Genomic DNA, 25,920 nt, shown 5'->3' on the forward strand with positions numbered 1-25,920 from the left:
AAATTATTGTCCTATTGCGGCACTTTTTTGCTTACTTTTAGAATCTACCCAAATATTTGGCACTGCCCCACCGGGTGTAAGGAAAATTTGTGCATTTGTATTTTCTTTCAATGCTTCATTAAATTTTCCTTGTGTTTCAATTTGTCGTAAATCAAGCAAACGTTGCGAAAGACTTTCATTTACAAGTCGGTTTGCTTCACTTTGGCCTTTTGCTTCAATCTCTAAAGCATCAGCCTTACCTTTTGCACGCTCACGCAAAGCATTTGCTTCTTCTTTAGCTTTTTGTGCGTCTCTTTTTGCAAGCTCAACGCCTTCAATACGCGTTTTAACTTGCTCTGGCAATACAATCTCGCGGAGTTGAATTGATACGAGTTTTACAGGTTGATTAGGCGTAGCATCAAGTTTGCTTTTAAATCCTGTATAAATAAGACTTGCTACCTCATCGCGTTTAGTAGGGAGCTCCTCTGTGGGATAATTCCCTACTGCACTTCGCACTACATCACGAATAACGGGATTTATAATTTTTTGCTCCCATAAAGTGCCATATTCTGCAATAGTTGCAGGAACTTTATCACGCTCAAGCTGATATTGCACAGTAAGTTCAATAGAAATCGTCATACCACTTGTATCCATAACATTTATCGCATCGTTACGCAATATACTCTGCTCTCGTCCCACATTTCCCATATCTTCACTACGAGAAAAGTTAATAGTCCTCACTTTTGCATCTACAAGGATTACATCTTGAATGATAGGCACAAAAAAGTGCAATCCGGGGTCAAGAGGCTTTGGGTCATATTTCCCTGTAGTTACCTTAATCCCTACTTCTCCAGCATTAACAATCACAAATGGACGTGCTGCAATAAAAATAATAATTAACAACACAATAGCCACAAGCACGCCAAGAGACTTGCCACTTGGCATAGATGGCATAGGGAGAGATTCTATATTGAATCCACCATTATTATTTCCCCGATTATTATTACCATTTGGACGATTACCACCATTACCACTCTTTGGTGATTCATTTTTAGATTCAGCTTTGTTTTCATCAAGCTGTGCACGTTTTTTCTTTAGATGTTCATTTAAATCAATAGGCATTTTATTTCTCCTTGTCAATATAAGTCAAATAGTGTTGATAACGAGGATTCTCTCCATTTACAATAGCAAAATATGCTTTTTGAAGTGATTTTGTAATCTCTCCTGCTGTGCCATTTCCAATGATACGAGCATCAAGCTCACGCACAGGCGTAATCTCTGCTGCTGTGCCTGTAAAAAAAGCTTCATCAGCGATATATACCTCATCGCGTGTAATATTTCGTTGCTCAAATGGTATTCCCATATTCTTAGCAATTTCTATGGTTGTTGCTTGAGTAATAGATTCTAAAGTATTTGCGTGCGGTGGTGTAATAAGCTTACCATTTCGCACGATAAAAAAGCACTCACCACTCCCTTCCGCTACAAAACCATTATCATCAAGGAGCAACGCCTCATCGCAACCGCAAGAAAGCGCCTCGTGCTTTGCCATTTGAGAGTTGAGATAATTAGCAGCTACCTTTGCCTTACCCATAAAAGCTTTTGCAGGATTGCGGACAAAAGAACTTGTTTTCACTTTAATGCCATTATTAATGCCCTCTTCGCCAAGATATGCACCCCATTCCCACGCAGCAATCGCTACATTTACAGGTGCATTAATATGACTAACGCCCATTACACCATACCCTAAATATATGAGAGGACGAATATAAACATTGCCATTATAATCACTTTTATTTGCCCTCAAAAGCTCTATTTGGGCTTTTTCTAATTCTTCTTGTGTATAAGGAGACTTAATACATACAATTTTAGCAGAATCTAAAAGTCGTTTGGTATGGTCCTTTAAGCGAAAAATGGCTAGTCCTTGTTTTGTCATATATGCTCTTGTGCCTTCAAATAAGGCATTACCATAATGTAATGTATGGCTTAAAACGTGTGTCGTAGCTTCAGCCCACGGCACAAGAACACCATCTTTCCAAATAAATTGCGCTTCTTTCATAGAAAACCCCTCATTGTATTTTAAAATAATGCTGTGGATTGTAGCAAAAGTTTCCTAACTTTCCTAAGCAGCCTTTAATAAAACAAAGCTTTTTATGCAAAATCTAATAATAAATTCTTCAAATGCCCTATTTTAAAGCTCAAGTGTTTTGATTTCGCTTAAAGAAAGAAGTGCAAAATTTGTTTCTTTATTGCGCTTAGATTCTTTACCGATTTTTATGATAGATGCAGGTTTTTGAAATCTAAGTTCAGAATCAATATAGATAAGTTCAAAGGCTTGACGATTCACAGCACTGAAATATTCAATCTCCTTTTGGAAAATCACAACATTATGAAATTTACTTGCAGCCATAATTTTAATTTTAAGCTCCAAACCAAAATCTGGATTATCTGTAAAAATCAAAAAGTGCTTAGCATTTTTCTGCATATATCTATTATAATACTGATATACAGCATATTCATTATCACGTAGCTTTGCTTTATCAAGCATTTTAGTATGATTACCTAAAAAAGTCATTGAACAAAAAGGGCTGTTAAGATTATGCTTAAAAAATACATTTTTAATAGCAAGTGAAGCCATACCGAGTTTCCAAAGTTTATTATCAATATGTGTAGCACAAACGTCCATAGCATCTTTTGTTTTATTAACAAGAAGGTCATACATTTTATTAAATACACTTTCAAATTTTGCAAGATTCTCTTTTTTAAAATTTTCAGAGAGAGATTTAAGCCTTTCAAAAGTTTCAGTGATTACTTTAATATCAGCTTCCGCATTGGCTATAACATTCATCGTGCGCTTTTTTTTCTCTTCTAACGCTTGTGGGTCACCTTTTTTTGCATCAATTTTAGATTGAATTGAGCGCAACTCCATAGAACCCACACGAATTTTATTTTGCATAGAAAGCTTTTGTTCATTAAAATTTTCTATTGCTCTTAATACGCCCTTATAGTGATACTGCACATCAAGAAAACATTCTTGATAAATCTTATCGGCTGTAAGGTTAGTATTAACCTGAAACTGCTTATAGGAATATTCTAGTTTTTTAAGTATCTGCAAATCATCAGCAAAATTATCAATGGTTACGTGTCGGTCATTAAAGACTAAAAAATCAATTGCTTTTGAAAGATAAGGTTTGAGAATAATGTAATTAATGCGTGTCTGTGGCTCATTTTGTTCGCTTTCCATTCCTTCAATGGAGTTAAGAGCATTAAATTCTGCTTGAAAATAATTCTTTATTGTATCTTGAATAGGTGTGCTAAGCTCAATACTATTAAGCTTATAATAATCTGTCTCTTCAAAAATCTGTTTAGCAATATTTCCTTGCGCATCAGATTCTTTACTCTTAAGCTCTTCATCAGTATTAGTGCGCCAAAAGTCAATCTCTCGTAAAAGTCCTCCTTCTGGAAAATGCTGATACTTTGAAGCTTTACAGCTTGTAACTATGTTTCCATCATCATCAAGCCGAAACTCAACAAGCATACCTGTGCTTGGCATCATTCGCTGGTCGTGCCAATTTTTCCCACGCAATTCAAAAATTTTTTTGTTAGCATTAATAATAACACCATTTTTTGTTTGGTTTGAATATCTCAATATTTTACCATGCACTTTTGCGCTCCTTCACTCTAAAGCTCTAAAACTAGTTTTGTATCTTAAATTATGGAGAATTATAACTCAATAAAAATAAAAAAAATATAATCCATAAATGAGTTATCAAAGTCTTTATGATATAATACAAATTTTATCTCAAATCAACACAAAATTATAATCCCACATCAAAATTATCATTATTGAGGGCAGATTAATTTAGGAGTTGAAAGGAATAACAAAGGATATCTCATAAAAAAATTATATTTTTACATTGGGCTTAATATTGTTCTACTTTTTCTTTGTGTAGCGACTATTTTTGGTGATTATGGGCTTGTAGGCGATTTTGGCACACGTTTTGCTCATCTTAATATCGGGATCTTCGGTTATATCGCCTATGTGTATCCGCTCTTTTTGTTTTATCCCACATATTGCCTCTATAAAAACACAAGGCTTACTTTCAGGCGACTTGAACTCATTGTATCTTTTTCGCTTTTTTTTGTAGCGTTATTGATTTTACAATCCCTACTCTTTCATAAAGGCTCTTTTGGCACTAGCCTTCTACTCTTTTTAAAAGGCTACATTGGCTACTTTGGCGTATGGGTGCTTGATTTATTCTTTTTTCTTTTTTCGTGGCTTATCTCCACAAAGCATAACATTGATTTACTTTTAAAACAAATGCAAAATAAGATTCTTATGGGATTTGATTTTTTTAAACATATTACCACTTCATCTTATATTTTCACCAAGAAACTTTTAACACATTTTATTACAAGTATTACACCATTTATACAAAGACTTTTTGCAAAAAATACACAAGATGTGCTTGATTTACAAACTGCTACACAAGAGCAAACCACACAGGCACATTATGATTTTAAAGATGTTATTGTAGAAGAGACTTTTGATGAAATGCGCCCTGATTCTCCCTCGCAAACAGAATCCACAAATATGGCTACACAACCTTCATTAGATACTTTAGAGCCTATAATATCGCCCACTCCTCAAACATCTCAATTACAAATTGTTGAAGCCTCTGAAGACACAAACTTAGAAGATTTTTTCAAAAATCAAGTTGCAAAACATTTTGATATGCTCCAAAATCTTAAACTTCATCAGCATACTGCTCTTTCCGAACCAGCACTTAAGTATTCCGAATCTAAGCCTACCGCACCCACACAAGAATCCACTCTACCTCAAGAATCTACGCCATCACAAACTGATACTCTTTTCCAAACATCACATACCAAAGAGATTTCCACACCTCCTCCACGTCCGATTAATCCTAATGTATTCTTACAAACTGCTCCCAAACAAGAATCTATAACTCCCATTCATATTAAAAATGAAAACATAAGAGCTGCCACGCAAGAATCCACACAATCAAAACAAGATTCTCATACAAATACAACACTTTTTGATTATGCCGAATATGATGATAATCTCCAAACACAAATGCCACAATTCACACCATTTTCACTGCTTACACCTATGCAATCAGATGTTCAACCCTCTATCCCAACTAAACAAAACACAATACCTCAACATACGCAAGATACTGCCTCTCACACTATGGCACAAACACTCAATATTAATATTCAAGAGATACCGACAAGTAACATCGATTGGGTAGATTCTATTGTGCAAGAAATCCCACAAGAGCAAAAACCAAAACCTCAACCAAGTAAAATTCAAGTAACAGAGATTGCTGAAAATAAAGCACTGCTTGATAATCTTGAATATGGCAAAGTCAATAAACCGCTTCATTTTAAGCTTCCCCCTATAAGTCTCCTTAATCAACCATTTGAAGAAAAAAATGAGATTGATGAGAGCGAAATTGATAGAAAAATAGAAGATTTATTAGCAAAGCTCAAAATGTTCCGCGTAGAGGGAGATATTGTGCGCACTTATTCGGGTCCTATTGTTACAACTTTTGAATTTCGCCCAGCACCACATATCAAAGTAAGTAAAATTCTCACTCTTGAAGATGACTTAGCTATGGCATTACGTGCGCGTTCAATACGTATCCAAGCTCCTATTCCGGGAAAAGATGTAGTAGGAATTGAAATTCCTAATAACACAATGCAGACAATTTATTTACGTGAAGTATTAGCATCTGATTTATTTAAGACTTCTACTTCGCCACTTACCCTTGCACTTGGTAAAGATATTATTGGCAATCCTTTTATCACAGATTTAAAAAAAGCTCCTCATCTGCTTATTGCAGGGACCACAGGAAGTGGCAAGAGTGTAGGAATTAATGCAATGATTCTCTCTTTGCTTTATAAAAATTCGCCCGATAATCTCAAACTCCTTATGATTGACCCAAAAAAAGTAGAATTTAGTATATACGCAGATATTCCTCATCTTATCACACCTATTATTACACAACCCAAAAAGGCTATTGTAGGTTTAAATAGTGCTGTAGCTGAAATGGATAGACGATATGACTTAATGAGCGAAATGCGCGCTAAAGACATTGATAGTTATAACAACAAAGTATTAAATGAGGGTGGGAAGAAATTCCCTTATCTTGTAATTATTATTGATGAATTGGCTGATTTAATGATGACAGGAGGCAAAGAAGTAGAATTTTCTCTTGCTCGGATTGCTCAAATGGGACGTGCTTGTGGCATACATATTATTGTAGCGACCCAACGTCCAAGCGTTGATGTTGTTACAGGACTAATTAAAACAAATCTCCCATCACGCATTAGCTATAAGGTTGGCAGTAAAATAGATTCTAAAGTTATTCTTGATACTTTTGGCGCAGAATCTTTGCTTGGCAAGGGTGATATGCTCTTTACTCCGCCTCGCGAAGGTGGAGTAATACGTTTGCACGCACCTTGGAATACAGAAGAAGAAATTGAAAAAGTTGTTGAATTTATTAAATCACAACAAAATGTGGAATATGATAAAAATTTTATGCTTGATGAAAAAGAAAATCTTATGAGCGAAAACACAGAGAATCTTAATAACGAGAATAATGATTTGCTCACAGAGGCAAAAAATATTATCTTACAAGATAAAAAGACATCTGCAAGTTATTTACAAAGAAGATTGTCCATTGGCTACAACAAAGCAGCAAATATTGTTGAGCAGCTTGAACGAGAGGGCTTTTTATCTACGCCTAATGTCAAAGGTGTGCGAGAGATATTAGGAGATAGCTCTTTTAAAAATGATTAATAAGTGTTTAATTTAAACTTATAAAATCTCACAATTAAATGCTAAGGAGTATTTTATGAAGTATGCAAGTATATATTTCTTTGTCAGTGCGCTATTTATGACTCATATTTTAGCTATTGAATTTCAAGAAGCGCCCACAATCCAAAAACGTGTTAATCCTCAACAAAATAGCGATACACTCTACTCTTTTAACTCCTCCATAGAAAGTGCAAAAAAAGCTGTTGTAAATATTTCTACACAAAAAAATGTCAGCAATCAACTTCCTAATCACCCGATGTTTAATGACCCATTTTTTAAGCAATTTTTTGGTGATATTTATGGACAGATTCCCAAAGAACGCGTAGAACGTAGTTTAGGAAGTGGCGTAATTATTTCAAATGATGGATACATTATTACAAACAATCACGTGATTGAAGACGCCGACAAAGTGCTTGTTTCACTTTCTGATAGCACAAAAGAATACACTGCTAAAGTCATTGGCACAGATGCACGAAGCGATTTGGCGGTGATTAAAATTGAACAAAAAAACCTATCTCCTATCACTTTTGCCCAAAGTAGCAATGTTCTTATAGGCGATGTAGTGTTTGCTATTGGGAATCCTTTTGGCGTAGGTGAAACAATTACACAAGGTATTGTCTCTGCACTCAATAAAAGTGGTATTGGCATCAATGATTATGAAAATTTTATCCAAACTGATGCCTCAATCAATCCGGGTAATTCAGGTGGAGCATTAGTGGATTCTCGGGGAGCACTCATTGGGATTAATACGGCTATCCTTTCGCGCACAGGAGGTAATCACGGTGTAGGCTTTGCAATACCTTCAGATATGGCAAAAAAAATCGCCAAAGAGCTCATTGAAAAAGGTGGGATTAAACGTGGATTCTTAGGCGTAGGAATCCAAGATATTAATAATGATATTAAAGAAAGTTATGGAGATAATAGTGGTGCAGTGGTTATTAGCCTAGAGCCTCAGTCTCCAGCAGCAAAAGCAGGGCTTATGGTGTGGGATTTAATCACTCACGTTAATGGCAAAAAAATCTCAAATGCAGCCGAACTTAAAAATCTTATCGGTATGCTCTCTCCTAATGAAAAAGTTGTTGTGAAGTTTATCCGTGATAAACAAGAGCGTGTAACTCAAATCACACTTGGCGAATTACCCGATACAAAATCAAATCAAACTTCTTCACAAAATACGCCAAATGGTTCTGCCTCAAGTGTAGAAGGCTTAAGTGTAGAATCGCTCAATCAAGCTCAACGCCAACGTTATAGAGTGCCAAATAATATTGATGGCGTAGTAGTTACTCGAGTCAATCCTAATTCAAAAGCTCAACAAGCAGGATTTGAAGTGGGCGATATTATTGCACAAGTTGAAAATATAGCTATTAAAAAGCCAACAGACTTAACCAATGCATTTACACGCTTTAAGGGCAAAAACAAGAGAATCTTAGTTTATAGCGCTAATGGCACAAAAACAATTATGATGAAATAACAAAAACATAAGGAAATAAATTTGGTAATGCTTGATAATACACAGATCTCCCTCATTAAGGAGCGTCTGTATAAATATAGTGGTATTTTTTTAAATGATTCTAAACTCACAATGATAAAAAATAGAATCTACCATCTTATGCACGAGACACATATTAATAGCATTGATTCTTTGCTTTCAAGTATTGAAACTAATCCAAAAATTCAACAACAATTTATTAATAGTTTTACAACCAATAAAACAGATTTTTTTCGTGAATATTTTCACTTTCAGGATATGATTGACCGCTCACTTCCTATACTTTTTAAACTCAATAAACCTATCAAAATTTACTGCTGTGCAAGCTCTACCGGGCAAGAACCTTACTCTATTGCTATGAGTGTTTTATATGCAAGAAAACTTTATGGTAACTCTACACCCGTAAGTATTATCGCTACAGACATTGACACAAATATGTTACAAAAATCAAAAGAAGGAATTTATGCGATTGATTTTAAAATAGACAAATTCCCAAATTGGTGTGATATTAATGAATATTTTGACCCTGTTGATGAGAGCAATACACCATCTATTCCTCTATTTAAAGTCAAAGACAAACTTAAATCAATGGTTACTTTTAAACAAATGAATCTTTTTGATAGGCATTATCCCTTTATGCACGAAGAGTTTGACATACTTTTTTGTCGTAATGTGCTTATTTACTTCAAGCAAGAAGACCAACCAAAGATTCTCTCAAAACTCATTGATACTTTACGTATTAATGGCACATTTTATTTGGGACATTCTGAAACACTTTATCATCTCCAAGAAAAATTTGAAAAGCTTGGCAATAAAGCTTTTATTAAAATCAAGGCGTAAATTATGTTAATGGATACTATAAAATATCACCCTGACACAATTCTTAAAAGCAATCCTTGTAAAATCATACGCGATAAACTTGTCGTTATAGGAGCTTCCACTGGTGGTGTTGATGCGCTTTCATATATTTTCTCTCGTCTCCCTGCACAACTACCTCCTATTGCTGTAGTGCAACATATCCCACCAAGTTTTGGCTCTTCATTTATCAAAAGGCTTGATACTCTTTCTCAACTTAGCATTTGCGAAGTTACTTCAAAAACACCTATGAAAGATAATTGTGTTTATATTGCAGGGGGTGATAAGCATATGATTATAGATTTTGCAATGGGTTCATATTACGCAAAATCACTTGATGAGAAACTACGTATTTCGCGTCATAAGCCAAGCGTAGATATCCTCTTCCGAAGCGCAAATAATACTGCTGGACGTTCTGCACTTGGCATAATCCTCACAGGTATGGGTGATGATGGCTGCATAGGACTTAAAGAACTTTATGATAATGGTGCGCACACTCTAGCAGAAAATGAAAAAGACTGCATAGTATTTGGTATGCCAAAAAAAGCGATTGAAATGGGTGCTGTGAGCGAAATTTTAAGTCTTGATGCAATAATCAAGCGCATTATTGATTATGCAAACACACCGCTTAAAGCTTTAATAAAAGAAGGGAGCGATAGCATTTCACCCCCCCCCCCCCCCGCAAATGAATTAAATCTCTAAAATTCTAAAACAATCACTCAATGTATCCCACACAAAACTCTCTACCCTTGACAATGGGAGGATTTTTCTATATAATCGGGGCTTTTGTTTATTCCGGATTAGCTCAGCGGTAGAGTAGGTGGCTGTTAACCACTTGGTCGCAGGTTCGAATCCTGCATCCGGAGCCATAATCTTACTTAAAATTTCAGATTCCTAATTTTCAAACCTAAAATTTTTTGAGCGCTTCACAAGCAGTTTTATCTTGCTTAAACAAACATTGTCGTTGCAGATTCTCAAATTCTTGTAATTTTTCATCTTGAACTTTAGCTCTTTGTTGCTCCACTTTTGCTTTTTGTGCGTAATATTCTCTCATTTGAAATTGATTGGCAATATACATAAAGAGGCAAATAAGCAAAATTAAAACAACATCAATTTTACGAAGCTTCTTAATCCGCTCACAAAAACCACATCTCATATTCCCCTCCTAGCTTTGTTTGTTCTGAATCTGTTTGCGCAAAAATACCATAATACACTCTAGCACATCATCCCAATCTTTACTTGGCGAAATAATGCTTTCTTTGGTATTGTCCATATAAGTGATTGTAATATTTTGCCCATAGTGCATTATTTGTTTTAATCTCAATTTATTAGCAAGCACTTTAACACATATAAGCTCCAAAAATGCCTTACTCATTGTATCAAGAGCACCAAATCTATCAAAAATTTCGGATTCTATATCATTGACTTCGCTTATTTCCTCGCAAAGGGAAAGACGCCTATACAACTCCAAACGCAATTTATCACTTGCAATAAGCTGCGGATTTAAATACGCATTAAGATTAATTTTCAAATCACATTGAACTTGTTGCACACTGCCCTTACCACTCAAATAATTAATACATTCTTCAAGCAGACGCAAATACAAACCATATCCGATATTTTTGATATGTCCGCTTTGAGCTTCACCGAGTAAATTCCCTCCACCACGTATTTCTAAATCATAATATGCTAGATTCTCTCCGCTACCAAGATAAGAATTTTTCTCTAACGCCATTAAACGTTTTTTTGCTTCAGGAGTAATGACCTCCATATCTTCTACAAGAAAATAACAAAATCCCTCTTTATTGCCTCTTCCTACGCGTCCTCGTAATTGATGTAAATCAGCTATGCCGAATCTATCAGCACTTGCTACGACAATGGTATTTGCATTGGGCAGATGAATACCAGATTCTATAATACTTGTGCAAAGAAGCACATTATATACATTATTTGCAAAATCAAGCATAATATTTTCGGTTTGAGTGCTCTCTACTTTTGAATGCAAAATAGCAATTTTAAGTTGCGGGAGCAGAGATTGAATTTCTTGGGCTTTTTTTTGGATAGTTGCAATATTATTATGAATATAAAATACTTGCCCACCGCGCCGCAATTCACGCAGAATTATTTCTTTTAAAAGTGAATCTTTAGCGTTTTTTATAAATGTTCGCACAGGGATTCTATCCACAGGAGGCGTGTGTAAAGAACTCAAAGATTTAATATGAGAAAGCGCCATATTAAGCGTGCGTGGAATAGGTGTAGCGCTCATACTAAGCAAATGCGTATGGGCACAAAGTGCTTTGATTCTCTCTTTTTGCTTCACACCAAATTTATGTTCCTCATCTACCACAATCAAACCAAGTTTTGCAAACTCTGCACCCAATAAAGCGTGAGTGCCTACCACTACATCTACTTCATTATTTTTAAGTCCTAAAAAAAGCCGTTTTTTCTCTGCCGTGCTCAAAAATCTATCACATCGTGCTACGCGTATGCCAAAAGATTCTAAGCGCATTTGTAATGAATGATAATGTTGCGCACATAAAAGCGTAGTAGGCACAATCATTGCCGCTTGAAAACCTGATAAACACACTGCATAAATAGCATTCATAGCTACTTCAGTCTTGCCAAACCCTACATCTCCACTAAGCAATCTATCCATTACTTTACCAGAAGATAAATCTGCATAAATCTCTTCAATACTTCGTATTTGGTCACGAGTGAGAGTGAATCCACACGCATTTTGAAAAGATAAAAGTGAGGGATTTTGCGTATCAATCTTAATGCCTTGTAATAAATTACGTTTTGCAGCAAGATCAATAATGTTATGAGCAATCTCTAAAAGCTTAGTTTTTACCTTTTGTTTAAGCTTAGCAAAACTACCCTTACCTAATCCATCAAGCATAGGTATTTGTCCAGAATCTGCCACATAACGCTCAATCATATTAAGATTCTCAACAGGAAGCAAAAGTTTATCTTCACCTTGATAACTAATTTCAATAAAATCTCTTACAACCCCAACTATTTGAGTCTGCTTAATTCCCTCAAAAATCCCTATACCATATTCACTATGCACAACATATTCTCCTTGTGCAATTTCATTGAGCTTGAGTGTAGGCTTCTTATGCTTGATTTTAGGTGTAAAAGTATTAAGTGAGAGAATAAGTTCATTTGGAGTGATAATATTTACTACTGCATCTGAATATTTAATATGCAATCCCTGTGTGCTAATATCAAATGCCTTAAGTTTAATATCATTATGTGCAATAAGCGTAATTTCACGATTGCTATGAGCATTTATCATTGAGGCGAGATTAGCTGGTTTAAAAAGTATATCGCTATAACCTTCACTTGCTTCACAACACCCTATTTGTTGTAGCTGCTCCAATGTAAGAGCGTGCTCCATTGAATCTAAACTATAAATCTCTTTAGCTTCTAAAAGTGCTTGGGGTGTAAGCAAAGAACAAAAATGTAAAGGCAAAAAATGTGCATTTTCTCCTAAAAACCAAAATCCAAATGAAGCTATATCTTTGTTAAACCCATCAAAATCACTCTGATTCACAAGAGATTGTATATCGCTGCTTTGCTGAGGGTTAAGCGAAAAAAGTGCAGGAGCGATACAAATCTCCTTAACTTCAGTGGGGTTACTCATTTGGGTATGCGTATCAAATATGCGGATACTCTCTACCTCATCATCAAAAAAAGCAATGCGATAAGGAGATTCACTATGAGGCATAAAAATATCAACAATATCACCTCTAAAACTTACTTCTCCCTCAAGTTCTACTACCTCTACACATTCATAACCATATTCTACAATATGCTTTTTCAAAACTGCTAAATCATAACGTTGTCCAAAAGAAAGGTTGAAAGTTTGAAGTATTTGCTCCTTTGGTAGTGGATAAAGCACACTGGAAATAGGAGAGATAAGAATCTTTGGCGAGGTGGCAGCATAAAATGTCCGCAATACGCTCAAAACTCCTAAAAATTCTTCACGAAATGAACTTAAATCATCTCCAAAATGAATACGCAATTCAGGTAAAACAAAAGCCTTTTGATAATCAAAAAGCTTTATAAGTTCATATGCATCTTGGGATTGCTTAGCATCTTTAGTAAGCAATAATTCGTAGGGAAAGTTGCCCTGCTTAAGAAGCTTATATAGGCAAGATTGTATCAAACTACCCCTCCGAGATTTTTCTCTTATTACTTATCTTTTTTGGGCAATTCAAGTGAAGCAATATCTGTTTTTACCTTTGAATCTTTAATCTTGCTCTCACCTATAAACACACCTTTGCGTTCAATAATAATCTCACCTACAACTACTATCCCCTCTACACGCCCTTGAGGTTTAATCTCAAGCACATTTGAAGTTACATTGCCGATAAAACGTCCACTCACAATTAAAGAGGCTGTTTGCATATCACCCCTTACAATACCACTTTTACCAATCATTACAGTGTCTTTAGAATGAATATTTCCCTCAAATTCGCCATCAATATGCAATCTGCAATCTGTGTTGATTTCCCCCTTAATTCTTGTGCCTTGTGCGATGATAGTTGCTCCACCGCCGCTAGATGAACTTACTCCATCAAGTTGTTTATTGTCGCTAACAAAGATTGCCATGCTACGTTCCTCTCTTTTTCAAAAATTGAATTAAAATTACTCATCTTCCATTCCATAAAATTTTTAGGGTCAATAACATTCCCTAAAAATCTTATTTCATAATGAAGATGAGGTCCTGTGCTTTGTCCGGTATTGCCACTATAAGCAATAAGCTGCCCGTGTCTTACAAACATTCCTTTTTGCACTACTATTTTATTCAAATGAGCATAATAAGTTGTAAACCCAAGTGAATGATCTATTTTAACAAGATATCCATAACCACCAGTTGAAAAACTTGCAGCATTTACAACTCCATCAGCCGTAGCGTATATTGGTGTGCCAATAGGAGTGGCAAAATCCACTCCTGTATGCAAATGTCGTGTAAAAAAAAGCGGATGCACTCTGTAACCATAATAAGCAGAAATATGATTATAGTGTTCTATGGGATAGCCATTTGGAACAAATTTCATTACAAAAGCCTTTTGTGTCCCAGTGAGAGAAGCCACATCTATGCGATGCTCAAGGTTGCCATCAGCATCTCTAGAAGCATCAATAGGCACGCCGATAATACTTTCCAAATCTCCTATTTTATCATCAACTTGGGAAATTTCTTCAAGTCTTCTTTCAATTTGATTATTAAGCGATTCATTTTTAGCAAGCATTTTGTTATAGCGTTTGGCTATTGTTTCATTTAACACTGACATTTTATTAATTTCTGCACTAAAGGTTTTAATAGAGACTACACCAAAAACTATCAATGTAACAATAAATACAGCAAGATAAAGGCTTATTTGTTTAAAAATAGAGCTAACATTAAAATAGCGCGACCCATTTTGGTCGGTAATCATTAAAACAAGGCGGCTATTTTTAGGACTCATTGCTTAATATGTGAGCATCTTCTCATCATCTTGGTAACTTACACGATAATTTTTTAATTGAACTATATCATTAAGCGCCCATACCAAACTTTTCCAGTCAATAACACTATTTACACCTACAATTTGAGCAAAATTATCACTATTCCAATCTGTATAATTTGCCACTTCAAGCGCAGAATCAATAAATCGCAAATCATAATATAAACCTGCACCTACCCCACTATATCCTATCACTTGCCCCTTTGTAACGAAATCACCCTTTTGCACAATGACCTTACGTAAATGCCCATAATTTGAAGTAAATCCATAAGAATGCTGAATTTGCACAAATTGATTCTCGCTTCCTGCCACTCGCACAGAATCAATAATACCATTCGCTGTAGCATACACAGGAGAAGCTTTTGCAAGGTGATATATAGAAACGCCTTTATTTGGGAAACTTTTTGATGCAAAATCATCAACAGGGTTACCATTAGGAATAATCTTTAAAATCATATCCTTTTGCAAGGGAGTAAGCGCATCAATGTCAATATCTTGGTTATTATATAATTCATTGCTATGTTTACGGACATTTACAATGCTCTCAAGCTCACTGACTTTGGTATTTACCTTAAGAAGTTCATTTGTTTTATAGTCAATATCACGCTCTAAGGCACTATTTTTTTCATAGATACTTTGGAAATTCTCACGCACTTGATTATTATTTGCCAAAATGACTTCGAGCTCACTCATCAAAAAATGAGCCATAACAAAATACAAAATAACCATCGATATCATACCAACACCCGTAAAAAGCGCCACCTTTTGCACTAGACGATGCACACTAAACTGCCTTGAACCATTATCATCAATAATAGAAATCATTAATTTGTCTTGCACTTACTTTTCCTTATATTCTTGATATTCTTGTAAAAATTTCTGAACAACACTAAAAGAACCAAAAACAAGATAACTCTCATCGTGTGAGAGAATATGGACATTAAAATCCTCATATGCAATTCCCAACTTTATGAGAACATCAATGAGCTTCCCTCTTGGGCAGATTCTATAATTTTCCACAGAAATTATTAAAACTTTCTTAATGATTGGCAAAAGCTCACGCAAAATTGCCTCAATATCCTTTTCTACGTAACTATTATACACAAGATTTACTTGTTTTCCTATAAATTGCTCTTTTAAAACTCTTGCGCCATCAAAATTATGTCCTACATCAAGCACAATATGAGGTGCTAAGACTTCGCATCGCCCACGAAGTGTAAGCGCACCTAGATTCTTAAAATCAAATTTCATTCCAAAAACTGCAAGCGTGCGCATCGCATTATGAAGATTATCGCACAAAAAACGAGGTAAATGGTAAGTGTGTGCGTAGTCCTTAAAGGAATCTTTCTCGTCTTTAAAGGCTTCATCCGTATCTAGCTCTTGCCATAAATCACATTCAATACCTTTTTGCTTTGCTATTTTAAGCGCAAGATTCTCAACCTCTCTTTCATTTTGCCTTGCTATAATTGCTCGTGTATCCATTGCTCTTAGTTTTGTTAGCGCAATCTCACGCAAAGTATTCCCTAACATTTCTTGATGGTCTAAACCAATAAGCGTAAAAACACTCACATCAGCTTTTAGTATATGTGTAGAATCAAACTCGCCACCAACGCCAGATTCTAATACAAGATACTCGCATTCTTTTGCAAGCACAAGTGCAAGAAAGGTTGCATACTCAAAATAACTTGCCTTATGCACAGATTCCATACGCCAAAGGAACTGATGAGCTGTTTCTAGTGCTATATCATCAACCTCGCCTTTATATGAATTATTGCTTATATAATAGCGCTCATTGAATCTAAAAAGATGCGGGGAACTAAAATGCAACACACTCTTGCCTTGCTGTTCTAACCCCATTGTGATAAATCGTCCTGTGCTACCCTTGCCATTTGTGCCTATGATATGAATCACTTTACATTTTGTGCCAAAATGCTCTTTAAAACCGCATTTTGAAGCAATACTAGCATAAATCTTATGAGCACGTGTAGGGTCAAAAGGCGCATATTCTGTGCCTTTACTTTGGAGCACTTGGGAAAGTTTTAACATCAATTTTTATGCTTGTGTTGAATTTTATATTTTAGTTCTTCAAATGAAGTAAAATCGCTCTCTTTAAGTGTTTCTACTGAAGTGTTAAAAGAAAAAAACATACCTTCATAAGACACTTTCTGCACCTGCTCTAAAATAGGATTTATCTTTTCAAGCAATTCCTTAGGTGTAACGTTCTTAAACACACAAACAAATCCATTTTGATGATACTCTAGCAAAATACTCTCTCCAAATGTATTAAAACACATTTTTTGCACAATCTCTATTGCCTTATGGATATTATCTTCATTTTCTTGGTTTAAAAAATGTAAATTACTTATTTTAAATATTGCTACGCAAACATTATGCAACTCACTAGCTTGTATTCTGGGCGACTTTATCTCCTGCGCACCCTCTATGCCTAAAACTTTCTCTATACGTCTAAGTAAATCTAAATCAATAAGACTTTCAGGGTGAATCATCAGCGTAGATGCTATTTCTAAAGCTTCCTTGTTTATCGTGCCTTTATGATTAGGCGTGCGCAAAACATATACTATAATTCCCACAAGTCTTTTTAACACACTCAAATGCACCTTAGAATCTCGGAAATGCTCCCAATATCCCACAAGCTTTTTTGTTACTTCAAGACTATTAAGCCCACCTAAACTAAAAAGAAAATGAAATTTATTTTTTGCTCCGATTGAAAATATATCAGAAATAACACCAAGCAAGCCACGATTAAGATTCTTTAGCCATTGCATATGTTCTGGTGCATAACTCTCTTTATATTCTTTGAGTAAAAGTGAAATCTTATCAATAAACTCATCAGGATTGCTTACATTTTTAAGCTGATTTTGAATATGTTTATCAAATTTGTTGAGCCACTGCGTCTGCCAATTTAATTCTTCAGCCATTCCCTCAACTCTAGCAATCTCATAAAATGCTTCAAAATATGCAGTGGGAGTAGGGGCTTTTTGCAATAAATGCAAACGTTGAAGTGCTTTGTAAGAAATATCATTAATGTTCATTATAAAATTCTCCATAATATGCTACTTGTGAAATAAATTTATCAAGAGCTTGAGAGGCAGCATTAGATATAGATTCTAAACGATATTGGTCAAATACGATTGTAGAGGTAAAATCTGCACTATAATCATAATAACCTGTATTGCTCACATCAAAACTCTTACCTTGTGCATTTTCAAAATGAATATCAAGCACAATATTTGTGCGATAATAACTGATAAAACCTTGCTGGTTATAAGCTATTGGCGTTTGTGTAATGCTTTGAACTTTGATTTGTAAATAACTTTTTGCTTCTTGCTTGCTCATAAGCTTACTTGCAAAACGTTTAATAATAGCATTATTGACCGCATCTTTAATGCTCGCTCCAGATTCTGGCACAGAAGAGTTAATACTAATATCTACATATACACCATCATTAAAAATACCTTGTGCATAATAGCTTATAGGCTGATACCCACACCCCACAAAATACAAACATAAACTCAATAATAATGCTTTTGGCATCATTTCACCACAAGATTTACAAGTTTATTTGGCACAATTATTTCTTTAAGAATCTCTACTCCTTCAAGCCATTTTGGCACACTTTCTTTAGCTTGGATAATAATTTCTTCTTTGCTTAAGCCTAAAGGCATCTCCACTTCTGCGCGTTTTTTACCATTAATCGTAATAGCATATATCACGCTCTCTTTTGTAAGTGCATCTTTATCAACGCTAAGAGGTGCGAAATTACATCGTCTAAAATACTGCTCACTTAGCTCCCAACAAATATGAGGCACAATAGGCTCTAAAATATGCAATAAAACAAAATATCCTTCCGTCCAAACAAGAGGATTCTCTTGCTCATTAAGTGCGTTAAAAGCTTCCATACTCGCAGCAATAAGTGTATTAAATGCGTATCCACTTTGCTTTTTACTAAAAATCTCATTACTTTTTTGCAATGCCTCATACACTTTTTGACGAGCATATTGTTCATTTTTTTTCAATGTTTTATGATTGATATGTGGCTTTTGTGAGCAAGATTCTATATGCTCGGCTCTTTCCCACAAGCGTTTTAAGAATCTATGCGCTCCCTCCACTGCTTTATCATTCCATTCTAGCTCTCGTGTAGGAGGGGCAGCAAAAAGGACAAAAAGTCTTGCCGTATCTGCGCCATAATGCGCAATAAGTTCATTTGGATTGACAATATTGCCTTTAGATTTTGACATTTTTGCTCCATCTTTAAGCACCATACCTTGCGTGAGTAGATTTGCAAAAGGCTCATCAATTTCTATATAGCCCAAATCACGTAATACTTTTGTCCAAAATCGTGCATAGAGCAAATGCAAAATAGCGTGTTCTATACCACCAATATATTCATCAACATTGAGCCAATACGTTAAACTTTCCTTATCAAAAGCTTGTTTCTCCCATAATTTTCTTGGTGTGCTATAGCGCAAAAAATACCAACTTGATTGAATAAAAGTATCCATCGTATCACTCTCTCTTTGTGCTTTTTTACCACACTTAGGACAAAGACAATCTTTCCACACAAGATGTTTATCAAGAGGATTCCCCTCTCCATCAATCACAACATCTTCAGGCAATGTGATAGGCAAATTTTCTATTTTTTCAGGCACAATACCGCAAGATTGACAATGCACCATAGGAATAGGCGCCCCCCAATATCTTTGTCTTGACACACCCCAATCACGCAAACGATAATTGGTTATGCCCTTACCAATGCTAGCATTCTCAAAATGTGCGATAATACGCTCTTTTGCTTGAGAGCTTGACATACCACTAAATTCTCCACTATTAATCAAAAAGCCTTCCTCATACGCAGCACATATCTCTTGTGTTGGCTCTTCAGCATCTATCTCTTTTGTAAGAACGCATTTAAAAGGCAAAGCATAGGTTTTGGCAAATTCAAAATCACGCTCATCGTGCATTGGAACACTCATCACTGCTCCAGAACCATAATCCATAAGCACAAAATTTGCCACCCACACAGGCAACTTCTCTTGTGTCAATGGGTGTATTACATACACTCCTAAATCAAAACCCACTTTCTCGCTCATTGCACGTGCTCTAGCAGTAGTATTTTTAATTGCTTCAATAGATTTTATCACGCTCTCATCAAGACTTTTATTTTCTATCAACTGCTGCACAATAGGGTGTTCTGGGGCAACTGCACAATAAGTAACACCATAAATTGTATCTGGACGCGTGGTAAAGACTTCTAGCTTTACTTTGCCATTACCTAGTTTTTGTAGAGAATCTACACTAAAATCAAAGGCAAAACTTAACCCTTTTGACTTACCAATCCAATTTCTCTGCATACTCAACACTTGAGAAGGCCAATGTCCCTCAAGCTTATTAAGACACTCAAGCAACTCATCGGCATAATCTGTGATTTTAATGTAATATTGAAACATTTGCTTTTGCACCACAGGCGTATCACATCGCCAACATTTGCCCTCAATAACTTGTTCATTCGCTAAGATTGTTTTATCCTTAGGGCACCAATTTAAATACGCCTCTTTGCGATAAATGAGTCCTCTCTCCCACATTTTGATAAAAAATTCCTGTTCAAAACGCGTATAAATTGCATCACTCGTAGCAAACTCACGCTCTTTAGAAAAACTAAGTCCAAGAGTGGCAAGTTCTTTTCTCATTGTATCAATATTGCTATATGTCCAAGTTTTAGGGTGTGTCTTATGTTTAATAGCAGCATTTTCAGCAGGCATACCAAAAGCGTCCCAACCCATAGGGTGCAAAACATTATAACCATTTTGGCGATAGTTCCTCGCTAATGCATCACCAATACAATAATTTCTTACGTGTCCCATATGAATTGCTCCGCTTGGATAAGGAAACATACTTAAAATATATTTTTTTTTCATAGAATCTGATGTAGCAATATCTATATCAAATGGCTCAAAACTCTTATGCTCTGCCCAAAATTGTTGCCATTTAGATTCTATATCTTTAGGATTATATTTCCGCTCTTGCATTACTTACCCTCACTTATTGAATTCAAAGTAGCATTATAGAAAAAAAGCTTAAATCACACCATAATTAATACAACTCATCGCTGCCTTTTGGCTTTAAATTCTTTGTTACTTTTTGAAATAATTTTAATAAAGTTTCCACATTCAATGTTACAAAATTTAATGTTTTTTCTCCTATTTGGTGTAGAAATATTTTATAAACAAAATATATATTTTAAGGAGCAAAAGATGAATATATTTAAAACTGGATTTACCACCCTATTACTTATGGGAATACTTGCTAGTGCAAATTTTGCCTCGCCTATACTTGTTGAGAGCACAAATGTGAATAAAAACAATACAAACTCTTTTATGGAAGTTGATATAAAAGCCTTTAAAAATAATATCAAAGTTGCCAAAAAAATAGCAGGAAATGCTAAAGTTTGTGCAGTTTTAAAAGCCAATGCTTATGGGGCTGGAATAAGCAAAGTGTTGCCCACTATCATAGAAGAAAAAATCCCTTGTGTGGCTATTACAAGCAATGAAGAAGCAAGAGTTATCCGCAAAATGAAATATACAGGCGAGATTCTACGAATACGAACAGCCACAATGGGAGAAATAAAAGATGGTTTAAAATATAACATCACAGAAGTTTTGGGAAATTTAGATCAAGCAAAAAAAGTAGATTCTCTAGCAAAGACAATAGGCAAAAAACTTCCCATTCATATCAAACTCAATTCAGGTGGAATGGATAGAAATGGTATTGATTTAAGCACTGATAAAGGCAAAGAATCTGCAGTTAAGTTAGCTACTTTGCCACATCTTAAAATAAAAGGGCTAATGACACATTTTCCTTATGATGACACCTCAAAAGTAAAGGCAAATTTAAAACATTTTGAAGAAGATACGGATTTTCTAATAAGTAAAGCAAAACTTGATAGAAATAAACTTGTGCTGCACGCTGCTGCCTCATATGCAGCAGTGCAAGTGCCTCAATCAAGATTAGATATGATACGACCCGGAAAGCTTATTTATGGCTATGGTGGAGGAGATGAAAATCTGCCCATACAACAAATTATGAGTTTAAAATCTCAAGTAGCAGTTATAAATGAATATCCAAAAGGGAGCAAAGTAAGTTATGATGGCACTTACACACTTACAAGAGATTCTAAACTCGCCAATATTCCTGTGGGTTATTATGATGGCTATGCAAAATCTTTAAGCAATCAAGGAAAAGTGCTTATTAGAGGGCATAAAGTGCCAGTCGTTGGGAGAGTTACAAAAAATACTTTTATGGTAGATGTAACCGATTATCCAGATATTAAAGCAGGCGATGAAGTCGTGCTCTTTGGAAAACAATGCGGCAATGAAATCACTCAAGCCGAATTTGAAAAAGGAACGGGCACGATTCTCTCCGAAACATTAGGATATTGGGGAAGTGCAAATCCTATTTTTATTAAAAATTATAAAATGAAAGAAGTATGCAAATAACTTTACAATAATGCAAACATATTCAAAAGTGGCAAAGCATTAAATTTAAAAATTCTTGCTACAATGCCACACTTTATTTTTTATAATTCAGATGAGTATAGGAAGAGTATTGACATTTAACGCGACACATATTTTAGACCAAGTAATGTCATCTTTTAAAAGCCTCTCTCAAAGCAAAGAGATGATTATTGTCATCTTTATGGTATTGATTGTAGGCATTATAATGGTGCCCTTACCAAGTGCAATGCTTGATTTTTTACTCAGCATTTCTATTGCACTTTCTATTTTAATTATTCTCATTACACTCTATGTGGATAAAGCCACAGAATTTTCAGCTTTTCCAACGATTTTGCTTATTGTTACGCTTTATCGTCTCGCCCTCAATGTCGCTACCACACGTATGATTCTAAGCGAAGGACATAATGGTGTAGAATCCGTAAGCAGCATTGTTGCAGCATTTGGGCACTTTGTTGTGGGCGGAAATTATGTCATTGGGATTATTGTTTTTACTATTCTTGTAATTGTGAATCTTATAGTCATCACAAATGGTTCTACACGTGTAACAGAAGTGCGCGCTAGATTCACACTTGATGCAATGCCGGGTAAGCAAATGGCGATTGATGCAGATTTAAATGCAGGACTTATTGGGCAAGAAGAGGCTCAAAAACGCCGTGATGCTCTTGCACAAGAAGCAGATTTTTACGGCACAATGGACGGAGCAAGCAAATTTGTCAAAGGCGATGCAATAGCCTCTATCATCATCACTATTGTTAATATCATTGGTGGATTCCTTATTGGTGTATTTGAGCACGGAATGAGCGTTAAACAAAGTGCAGAAACTTTTACAATCCTCACTATAGGCGATGGACTTGTGGGACAAATTCCAGCGCTCATTGTAGCTACTGCCACAGGTATTATTACTACTCGCGCAGCAAAAAACTCACAAGCCAACTTTGCAGGAGATATTATCACACAAATTACAAGCAGTGCGAAGATTCTAAGCATTGTAGGTTTTATTCTTATCCTATTTGCACTCGTGCCCGGATTGCCAATTTCACTTGGTTTTGTAGGAGGATTTTTCCTCGTTGTAGCGTGGCTCACAAGCCGAGAGGATTTAAGCAGTATGTTTTCTCTCGTAGAAAAATGGTTGCGCAAAGAGGATTCGTCGCATCTGAATAAAACTCCAACACAAAGCGGAGAACAAGATATTGATATATCTCAACATAAAGCGCAAAGAGCACAAAAGAGTGAAGAAGAAATTAAAAAAGAAGAGGAAGCCATTATTAATGAAGCACTCAAAGTAGAGACTTTAGAAATTTATCTGGGCTATCAACTTATCCGCCTTGCTGATATAAAGCAAAATGGTGATTTATTAGAAAGAATCCGTGCTATGCGTAAGAAAATTGCTACTGACTATGGGTTTTTAATCCCACAAATTCGTATCAAAGACAATCTTAATCTCCAGCCTACCAACTATGAGGTTTTGCTCAAAGGTGTAAAAATTGGTGAAGGTGATGTCTTGCCCGATAAATTTTTAGCAATGGATACAGGTATGGTAGGACAAGTTATTGAGGGTATCCCCACAAAAGAACCTGCTTTTGGGCTTGATGCACTATGGATAGACCCAAAAGATAAAGAAGAAGCGATTATTCAAGGGTATCATATTATTGATCCCTCTACGATTATTACCACACATATGACAGAGCTTATCAAAACTTATGCGGAAGAATTCATCACTAAAGATGAAGTGAAAGTTCTTATGGACAGACACGCTAAAGATTATCCTGTGGTGGTTGGTGAAGCCTCAAAAATTCCTATGGGTATCATTTTGCGTGTATTGCGCGAGCTTCTTCACGAAAAAGTTCCAATCAAAGATATGCCTACAATCTTGGAGAGTATCACAGATACTTATCCTATTTTGCAAGATGATACTGATGCGATTGTAGAGCAAGTGCGCTCTCGCCTTGCACGCACTATTACAGATATTTTCAAAGCCGAAGATGGGAATCTTAAACTTTTCACACTCTCACTTGCTACCGAACAATATCTCATTGATAGAATCAAAGAACAACCTAATGGCAAAAATTTCGTATTACACTCTAATGAAGTACAAAAGCTCATAGATGCAATTCAAGAAGAAGATATGAAATTAAAACAAAAAAATATTATGCCTGTGCTGCTTGTAGATTATAGAATCCGCAAACCACTTGTTAAACTCCTTGAACCCTTTAGAATGAGTATTACCATACTTGGTAATGCAGAAATTGACCCTCACGCAAGTTTTGAAGTTGTCGGCACACTTAATATTGAATTTTAAGGACATATATGCAAGTTTTTCATCTCTCACATACCGATTTAGACGGCTATGGTTGCCAATTTATAGCTAAAGAATTTTTCCCTCATATCAAATTTTATAATGCAAATTATGGCAAAGAAGTGCTTGTGCGCCTTAATTCTATACTCGATTATATAATCCACTCTACGCAATCAACTGAAAATCTCCTCGCTTTAAAATTTGGCAAAACGCCTAAAAATTCCTCTACAAAACAGACAACAAATGAAAAATATCTTTTGCTTATCACAGATTTAAATCTCACACTTAATGAGGCAAATTATCTTAATGAACGTGTAAGTGAGCTCAAAATTACAGGATATGATATAGAACTGCTGCTTTTAGACCACCATATTAGCGGGCAAGAATGTGCAGATAAATATGAATGGTATCATCTCGATAGTTTAAGAAGTGCAAGTAAGATTACTTTTCAAACACTTACACAGCACCACAATATACTTAATTCTGCACGTAAAGAATGGATTCACAATCTAAGTGAAATGATTAATTCTGTAGATATTTGGCTTGAAGATGGCTATAAATTTGATTTTGGCAAGGTTGCTATGAATATGATTAGCTCAAGTTATGAACTTAATCGTTTTATGTTTGATGAGGAACATCGCTCATATAAATTCGCTCTTATAGAATCTGCACAAGAGTTTTTAGAACTCCCAAATGGTGAGGTAGCTTTTGATAATGCCTTGTATGAAATTAAAAAACGCGCACTTGGAGGCGACCCAAAAACGCAAACAATGGATACTATCACTTCAAACGCACAAGTAGAACTCTTAAGCGCAAAAAAACATCTTTGCACGATTAGCTATAATGACAAAAAAGGATTCTTAAGTTATTCTTTAGGAGGCATTAGTGTTTTGGCAAATCTCTTTTTGCGGCGTAATCCTGAATATGATTTTTATATTGATGTTAATTCGCGTGGTAATGTAAGTCTCCGCGCTAATGGTAACTGCGATGTTAATACAATGAGCAAAGAGCTTTTCAATGGTGGGGGACATAAAAATGCTGCTGGAGGAAAAATTGAAGGTTTTAAAGAAAGTTTTGCTTATGCAGATATTAAAACACAAATTGAATATATTTTAATAAGCACAAGGAGGATTTATGAGTATTGATGAAAACATCAGTGAAGAACTTACGCTTGAAATGAGTTTAGAAGAAATGGCACTAGAAGTCATTGATATGCTAGGCGTTGCACTTTATTTTGCTGGAGCGAAAAAAAAGCATATTGATGAACTTATAGAGCTTTATTCGGAACAAATGGACAAATTTTATGCCAAACTCCCTGAAGATGCAAATTATGGGCAAGAAGAGATGATTGGTATTATCAAATCTCTTAAAAAAGACTACCCACAATTTTTTATCAAAACATAGGTTTGCAG

At 35.4% G+C, this 25,920-nt stretch carries 20 protein-coding genes and 1 tRNA gene; 9 read left to right on the forward strand and 12 right to left on the reverse strand.

Features of this window, described 5'->3' with window-relative positions; translation table 11 throughout:
* Positions 1-3 precede the first annotated feature (3 nt).
* The 3 genes from LS66_RS04585 to LS66_RS04595 all read right to left on the reverse strand — a co-directional run bounded on the left by LS66_RS04585 (position 4) and on the right by LS66_RS04595 (position 3,640).
* Positions 4-1,101 (reverse strand): SPFH domain-containing protein, encoded by a 1,098-nt coding sequence (locus tag LS66_RS04585; RefSeq protein ID WP_034365563.1) that lies wholly within the window; start codon positions 1,099-1,101, stop codon positions 4-6.
* A gap of 1 nt (position 1,102) precedes the next feature.
* Complete coding sequence (locus LS66_RS04590) at positions 1,103-2,035, reverse strand: branched-chain amino acid transaminase (RefSeq protein ID WP_034365564.1); 933 nt, start codon at positions 2,033-2,035, stop codon at positions 1,103-1,105.
* A gap of 132 nt (positions 2,036-2,167) precedes the next feature.
* Positions 2,168-3,640 (reverse strand): hypothetical protein, encoded by a 1,473-nt coding sequence (locus LS66_RS04595; RefSeq protein ID WP_011115294.1) that lies wholly within the window; start codon positions 3,638-3,640, stop codon positions 2,168-2,170.
* A 378-nt stretch (positions 3,641-4,018) separates the two neighbouring features.
* Between LS66_RS04595 and LS66_RS04600 the strand changes: the two genes are divergently transcribed.
* The 5 genes from LS66_RS04600 (at position 4,019) to LS66_RS04620 (ending at position 10,036) form a co-directional block, all read left to right on the forward strand.
* Positions 4,019-6,805 (forward strand): DNA translocase FtsK, encoded by a 2,787-nt coding sequence (locus LS66_RS04600; protein ID WP_371414323.1) that lies wholly within the window; start codon positions 4,019-4,021, stop codon positions 6,803-6,805.
* 55 nt (positions 6,806-6,860) lie between these two features.
* Positions 6,861-8,294 carry a Do family serine endopeptidase gene (locus LS66_RS04605; protein ID WP_011115296.1) on the forward strand — a complete coding sequence of 478 codons (1,434 nt, stop codon included), beginning with the start codon at positions 6,861-6,863 and terminating at the stop codon, positions 8,292-8,294.
* Positions 8,295-8,321: 27 nt separating this feature from the next.
* Positions 8,322-9,152 (forward strand): protein-glutamate O-methyltransferase CheR, encoded by an 831-nt coding sequence (locus LS66_RS04610; RefSeq protein ID WP_034365578.1) that lies wholly within the window; start codon positions 8,322-8,324, stop codon positions 9,150-9,152.
* Between the two features lie 3 nt (positions 9,153-9,155).
* The gene (locus LS66_RS04615) at positions 9,156-9,869 is read left to right on the forward strand and encodes a CheB methylesterase domain-containing protein (protein WP_011115298.1); all 714 of its coding nucleotides are present in this window, start codon (positions 9,156-9,158) and stop codon (positions 9,867-9,869) included.
* A 92-nt stretch (positions 9,870-9,961) separates the two neighbouring features.
* A tRNA-Asn gene (locus LS66_RS04620) sits at positions 9,962-10,036 on the forward strand.
* A gap of 38 nt (positions 10,037-10,074) precedes the next feature.
* Here LS66_RS04620 and LS66_RS04625 read toward each other — a convergent pair.
* Genes LS66_RS04625 through leuS form a run of 9 tightly spaced genes read right to left on the reverse strand, consistent with a single transcriptional unit; the run spans position 10,075 to position 20,727 of the window.
* Entirely contained in the window at positions 10,075-10,323 is a 249-nt protein-coding gene (locus LS66_RS04625; RefSeq protein ID WP_011115299.1) for a hypothetical protein, read from the reverse strand.
* A 9-nt stretch (positions 10,324-10,332) separates the two neighbouring features.
* Positions 10,333-13,338 carry a transcription-repair coupling factor gene (gene mfd, locus LS66_RS04630; RefSeq protein WP_034367975.1) on the reverse strand — a complete coding sequence of 1,002 codons (3,006 nt, stop codon included), beginning with the start codon at positions 13,336-13,338 and terminating at the stop codon, positions 10,333-10,335.
* 26 nt (positions 13,339-13,364) lie between these two features.
* The gene (locus LS66_RS04635) at positions 13,365-13,784 is read right to left on the reverse strand and encodes a polymer-forming cytoskeletal protein (RefSeq protein ID WP_011115301.1); all 420 of its coding nucleotides are present in this window, start codon (positions 13,782-13,784) and stop codon (positions 13,365-13,367) included.
* Positions 13,742-14,641 (reverse strand): M23 family metallopeptidase, encoded by a 900-nt coding sequence (locus tag LS66_RS04640; RefSeq protein ID WP_011115302.1) that lies wholly within the window; start codon positions 14,639-14,641, stop codon positions 13,742-13,744. The genes LS66_RS04635 and LS66_RS04640 overlap by 43 nt, the downstream gene beginning before the upstream one ends.
* Positions 14,642-14,644: 3 nt before the next feature.
* Positions 14,645-15,520, reverse strand: coding sequence for a M23 family metallopeptidase (locus tag LS66_RS04645; RefSeq protein WP_034367972.1), 876 nt, complete (start codon positions 15,518-15,520; stop codon positions 14,645-14,647).
* Complete coding sequence (locus LS66_RS04650; protein ID WP_034367968.1) at positions 15,521-16,726, reverse strand: Mur ligase family protein; 1,206 nt, start codon at positions 16,724-16,726, stop codon at positions 15,521-15,523.
* Positions 16,726-17,733: a hypothetical protein gene (locus LS66_RS04655; protein WP_034367967.1), complete on the reverse strand. Its 1,008-nt coding sequence runs from the start codon at positions 17,731-17,733 to the stop codon at positions 16,726-16,728. The genes LS66_RS04650 and LS66_RS04655 overlap by 1 nt, the downstream gene beginning before the upstream one ends.
* Positions 17,723-18,235 (reverse strand): LPS assembly lipoprotein LptE, encoded by a 513-nt coding sequence (gene lptE / locus LS66_RS04660; RefSeq protein ID WP_011115306.1) that lies wholly within the window; start codon positions 18,233-18,235, stop codon positions 17,723-17,725. The genes LS66_RS04655 and lptE overlap by 11 nt, the downstream gene beginning before the upstream one ends.
* Positions 18,235-20,727 (reverse strand): leucine--tRNA ligase, encoded by a 2,493-nt coding sequence (gene leuS / locus LS66_RS04665; protein ID WP_138091914.1) that lies wholly within the window; start codon positions 20,725-20,727, stop codon positions 18,235-18,237. Before leuS ends, lptE begins: the two co-directional genes overlap by 1 nt.
* Before the next feature lie 225 nt (positions 20,728-20,952).
* Here leuS and alr point away from each other — a divergent pair, with 225 nt between their 5' ends.
* From alr to LS66_RS04685, 4 genes are all read left to right on the forward strand, one after another.
* The gene (gene alr / locus LS66_RS04670) at positions 20,953-22,194 is read left to right on the forward strand and encodes an alanine racemase (protein ID WP_034367544.1); all 1,242 of its coding nucleotides are present in this window, start codon (positions 20,953-20,955) and stop codon (positions 22,192-22,194) included.
* A gap of 109 nt (positions 22,195-22,303) precedes the next feature.
* Positions 22,304-24,511 carry a flagellar biosynthesis protein FlhA gene (flhA, locus tag LS66_RS04675; RefSeq protein ID WP_011115309.1) on the forward strand — a complete coding sequence of 736 codons (2,208 nt, stop codon included), beginning with the start codon at positions 22,304-22,306 and terminating at the stop codon, positions 24,509-24,511.
* A gap of 8 nt (positions 24,512-24,519) precedes the next feature.
* A complete protein-coding gene (locus LS66_RS04680) occupies positions 24,520-25,653 on the forward strand; it encodes a DHH family phosphoesterase (RefSeq protein WP_034367547.1) in 1,134 nt (377 codons plus the stop codon).
* Positions 25,643-25,912, forward strand: a complete 270-nt coding sequence (locus LS66_RS04685) for a hypothetical protein (RefSeq protein WP_011115311.1) — start codon at positions 25,643-25,645, stop codon at positions 25,910-25,912. Before LS66_RS04680 ends, LS66_RS04685 begins: the two co-directional genes overlap by 11 nt.
* The last annotated feature ends 8 nt before the right edge of the window (positions 25,913-25,920 follow it).

Source organism: Helicobacter sp. MIT 03-1614 (assembly GCF_000762925.2).
GTDB classification, from domain to species: Bacteria; Campylobacterota; Campylobacteria; order Campylobacterales; family Helicobacteraceae; genus Helicobacter_C; species Helicobacter_C hepaticus.

Coding starts and splice junctions, on each gene's coding strand:
- LS66_RS04585 (WP_034365563.1), bottom strand. CDS start 1,101: ATGCCTATTGATTTAAATGAACATCTAAAGAAAAAACGTGCACAGCTT.
- LS66_RS04590 (WP_034365564.1), bottom strand. CDS start 2,035: ATGAAAGAAGCGCAATTTATTTGGAAAGATGGTGTTCTTGTGCCGTGG.
- LS66_RS04605 (WP_011115296.1), top strand. CDS start 6,861: ATGAAGTATGCAAGTATATATTTCTTTGTCAGTGCGCTATTTATGACT.
- LS66_RS04610 (WP_034365578.1), top strand. CDS start 8,322: ATGCTTGATAATACACAGATCTCCCTCATTAAGGAGCGTCTGTATAAA.
- LS66_RS04615 (WP_011115298.1), top strand. CDS start 9,156: ATGTTAATGGATACTATAAAATATCACCCTGACACAATTCTTAAAAGC.
- LS66_RS04625 (WP_011115299.1), bottom strand. CDS start 10,323: ATGAGATGTGGTTTTTGTGAGCGGATTAAGAAGCTTCGTAAAATTGAT.
- LS66_RS04635 (WP_011115301.1), bottom strand. CDS start 13,784: ATGGCAATCTTTGTTAGCGACAATAAACAACTTGATGGAGTAAGTTCA.
- LS66_RS04640 (WP_011115302.1), bottom strand. CDS start 14,641: ATGAGTCCTAAAAATAGCCGCCTTGTTTTAATGATTACCGACCAAAAT.
- LS66_RS04650 (WP_034367968.1), bottom strand. CDS start 16,726: ATGTTAAAACTTTCCCAAGTGCTCCAAAGTAAAGGCACAGAATATGCG.
- LS66_RS04655 (WP_034367967.1), bottom strand. CDS start 17,733: ATGAACATTAATGATATTTCTTACAAAGCACTTCAACGTTTGCATTTA.
- lptE (WP_011115306.1), bottom strand. CDS start 18,235: ATGCCAAAAGCATTATTATTGAGTTTATGTTTGTATTTTGTGGGGTGT.
- leuS (WP_138091914.1), bottom strand. CDS start 20,727: ATGCAAGAGCGGAAATATAATCCTAAAGATATAGAATCTAAATGGCAA.
- alr (WP_034367544.1), top strand. CDS start 20,953: ATGAATATATTTAAAACTGGATTTACCACCCTATTACTTATGGGAATA.
- LS66_RS04680 (WP_034367547.1), top strand. CDS start 24,520: ATGCAAGTTTTTCATCTCTCACATACCGATTTAGACGGCTATGGTTGC.
- LS66_RS04685 (WP_011115311.1), top strand. CDS start 25,643: ATGAGTATTGATGAAAACATCAGTGAAGAACTTACGCTTGAAATGAGT.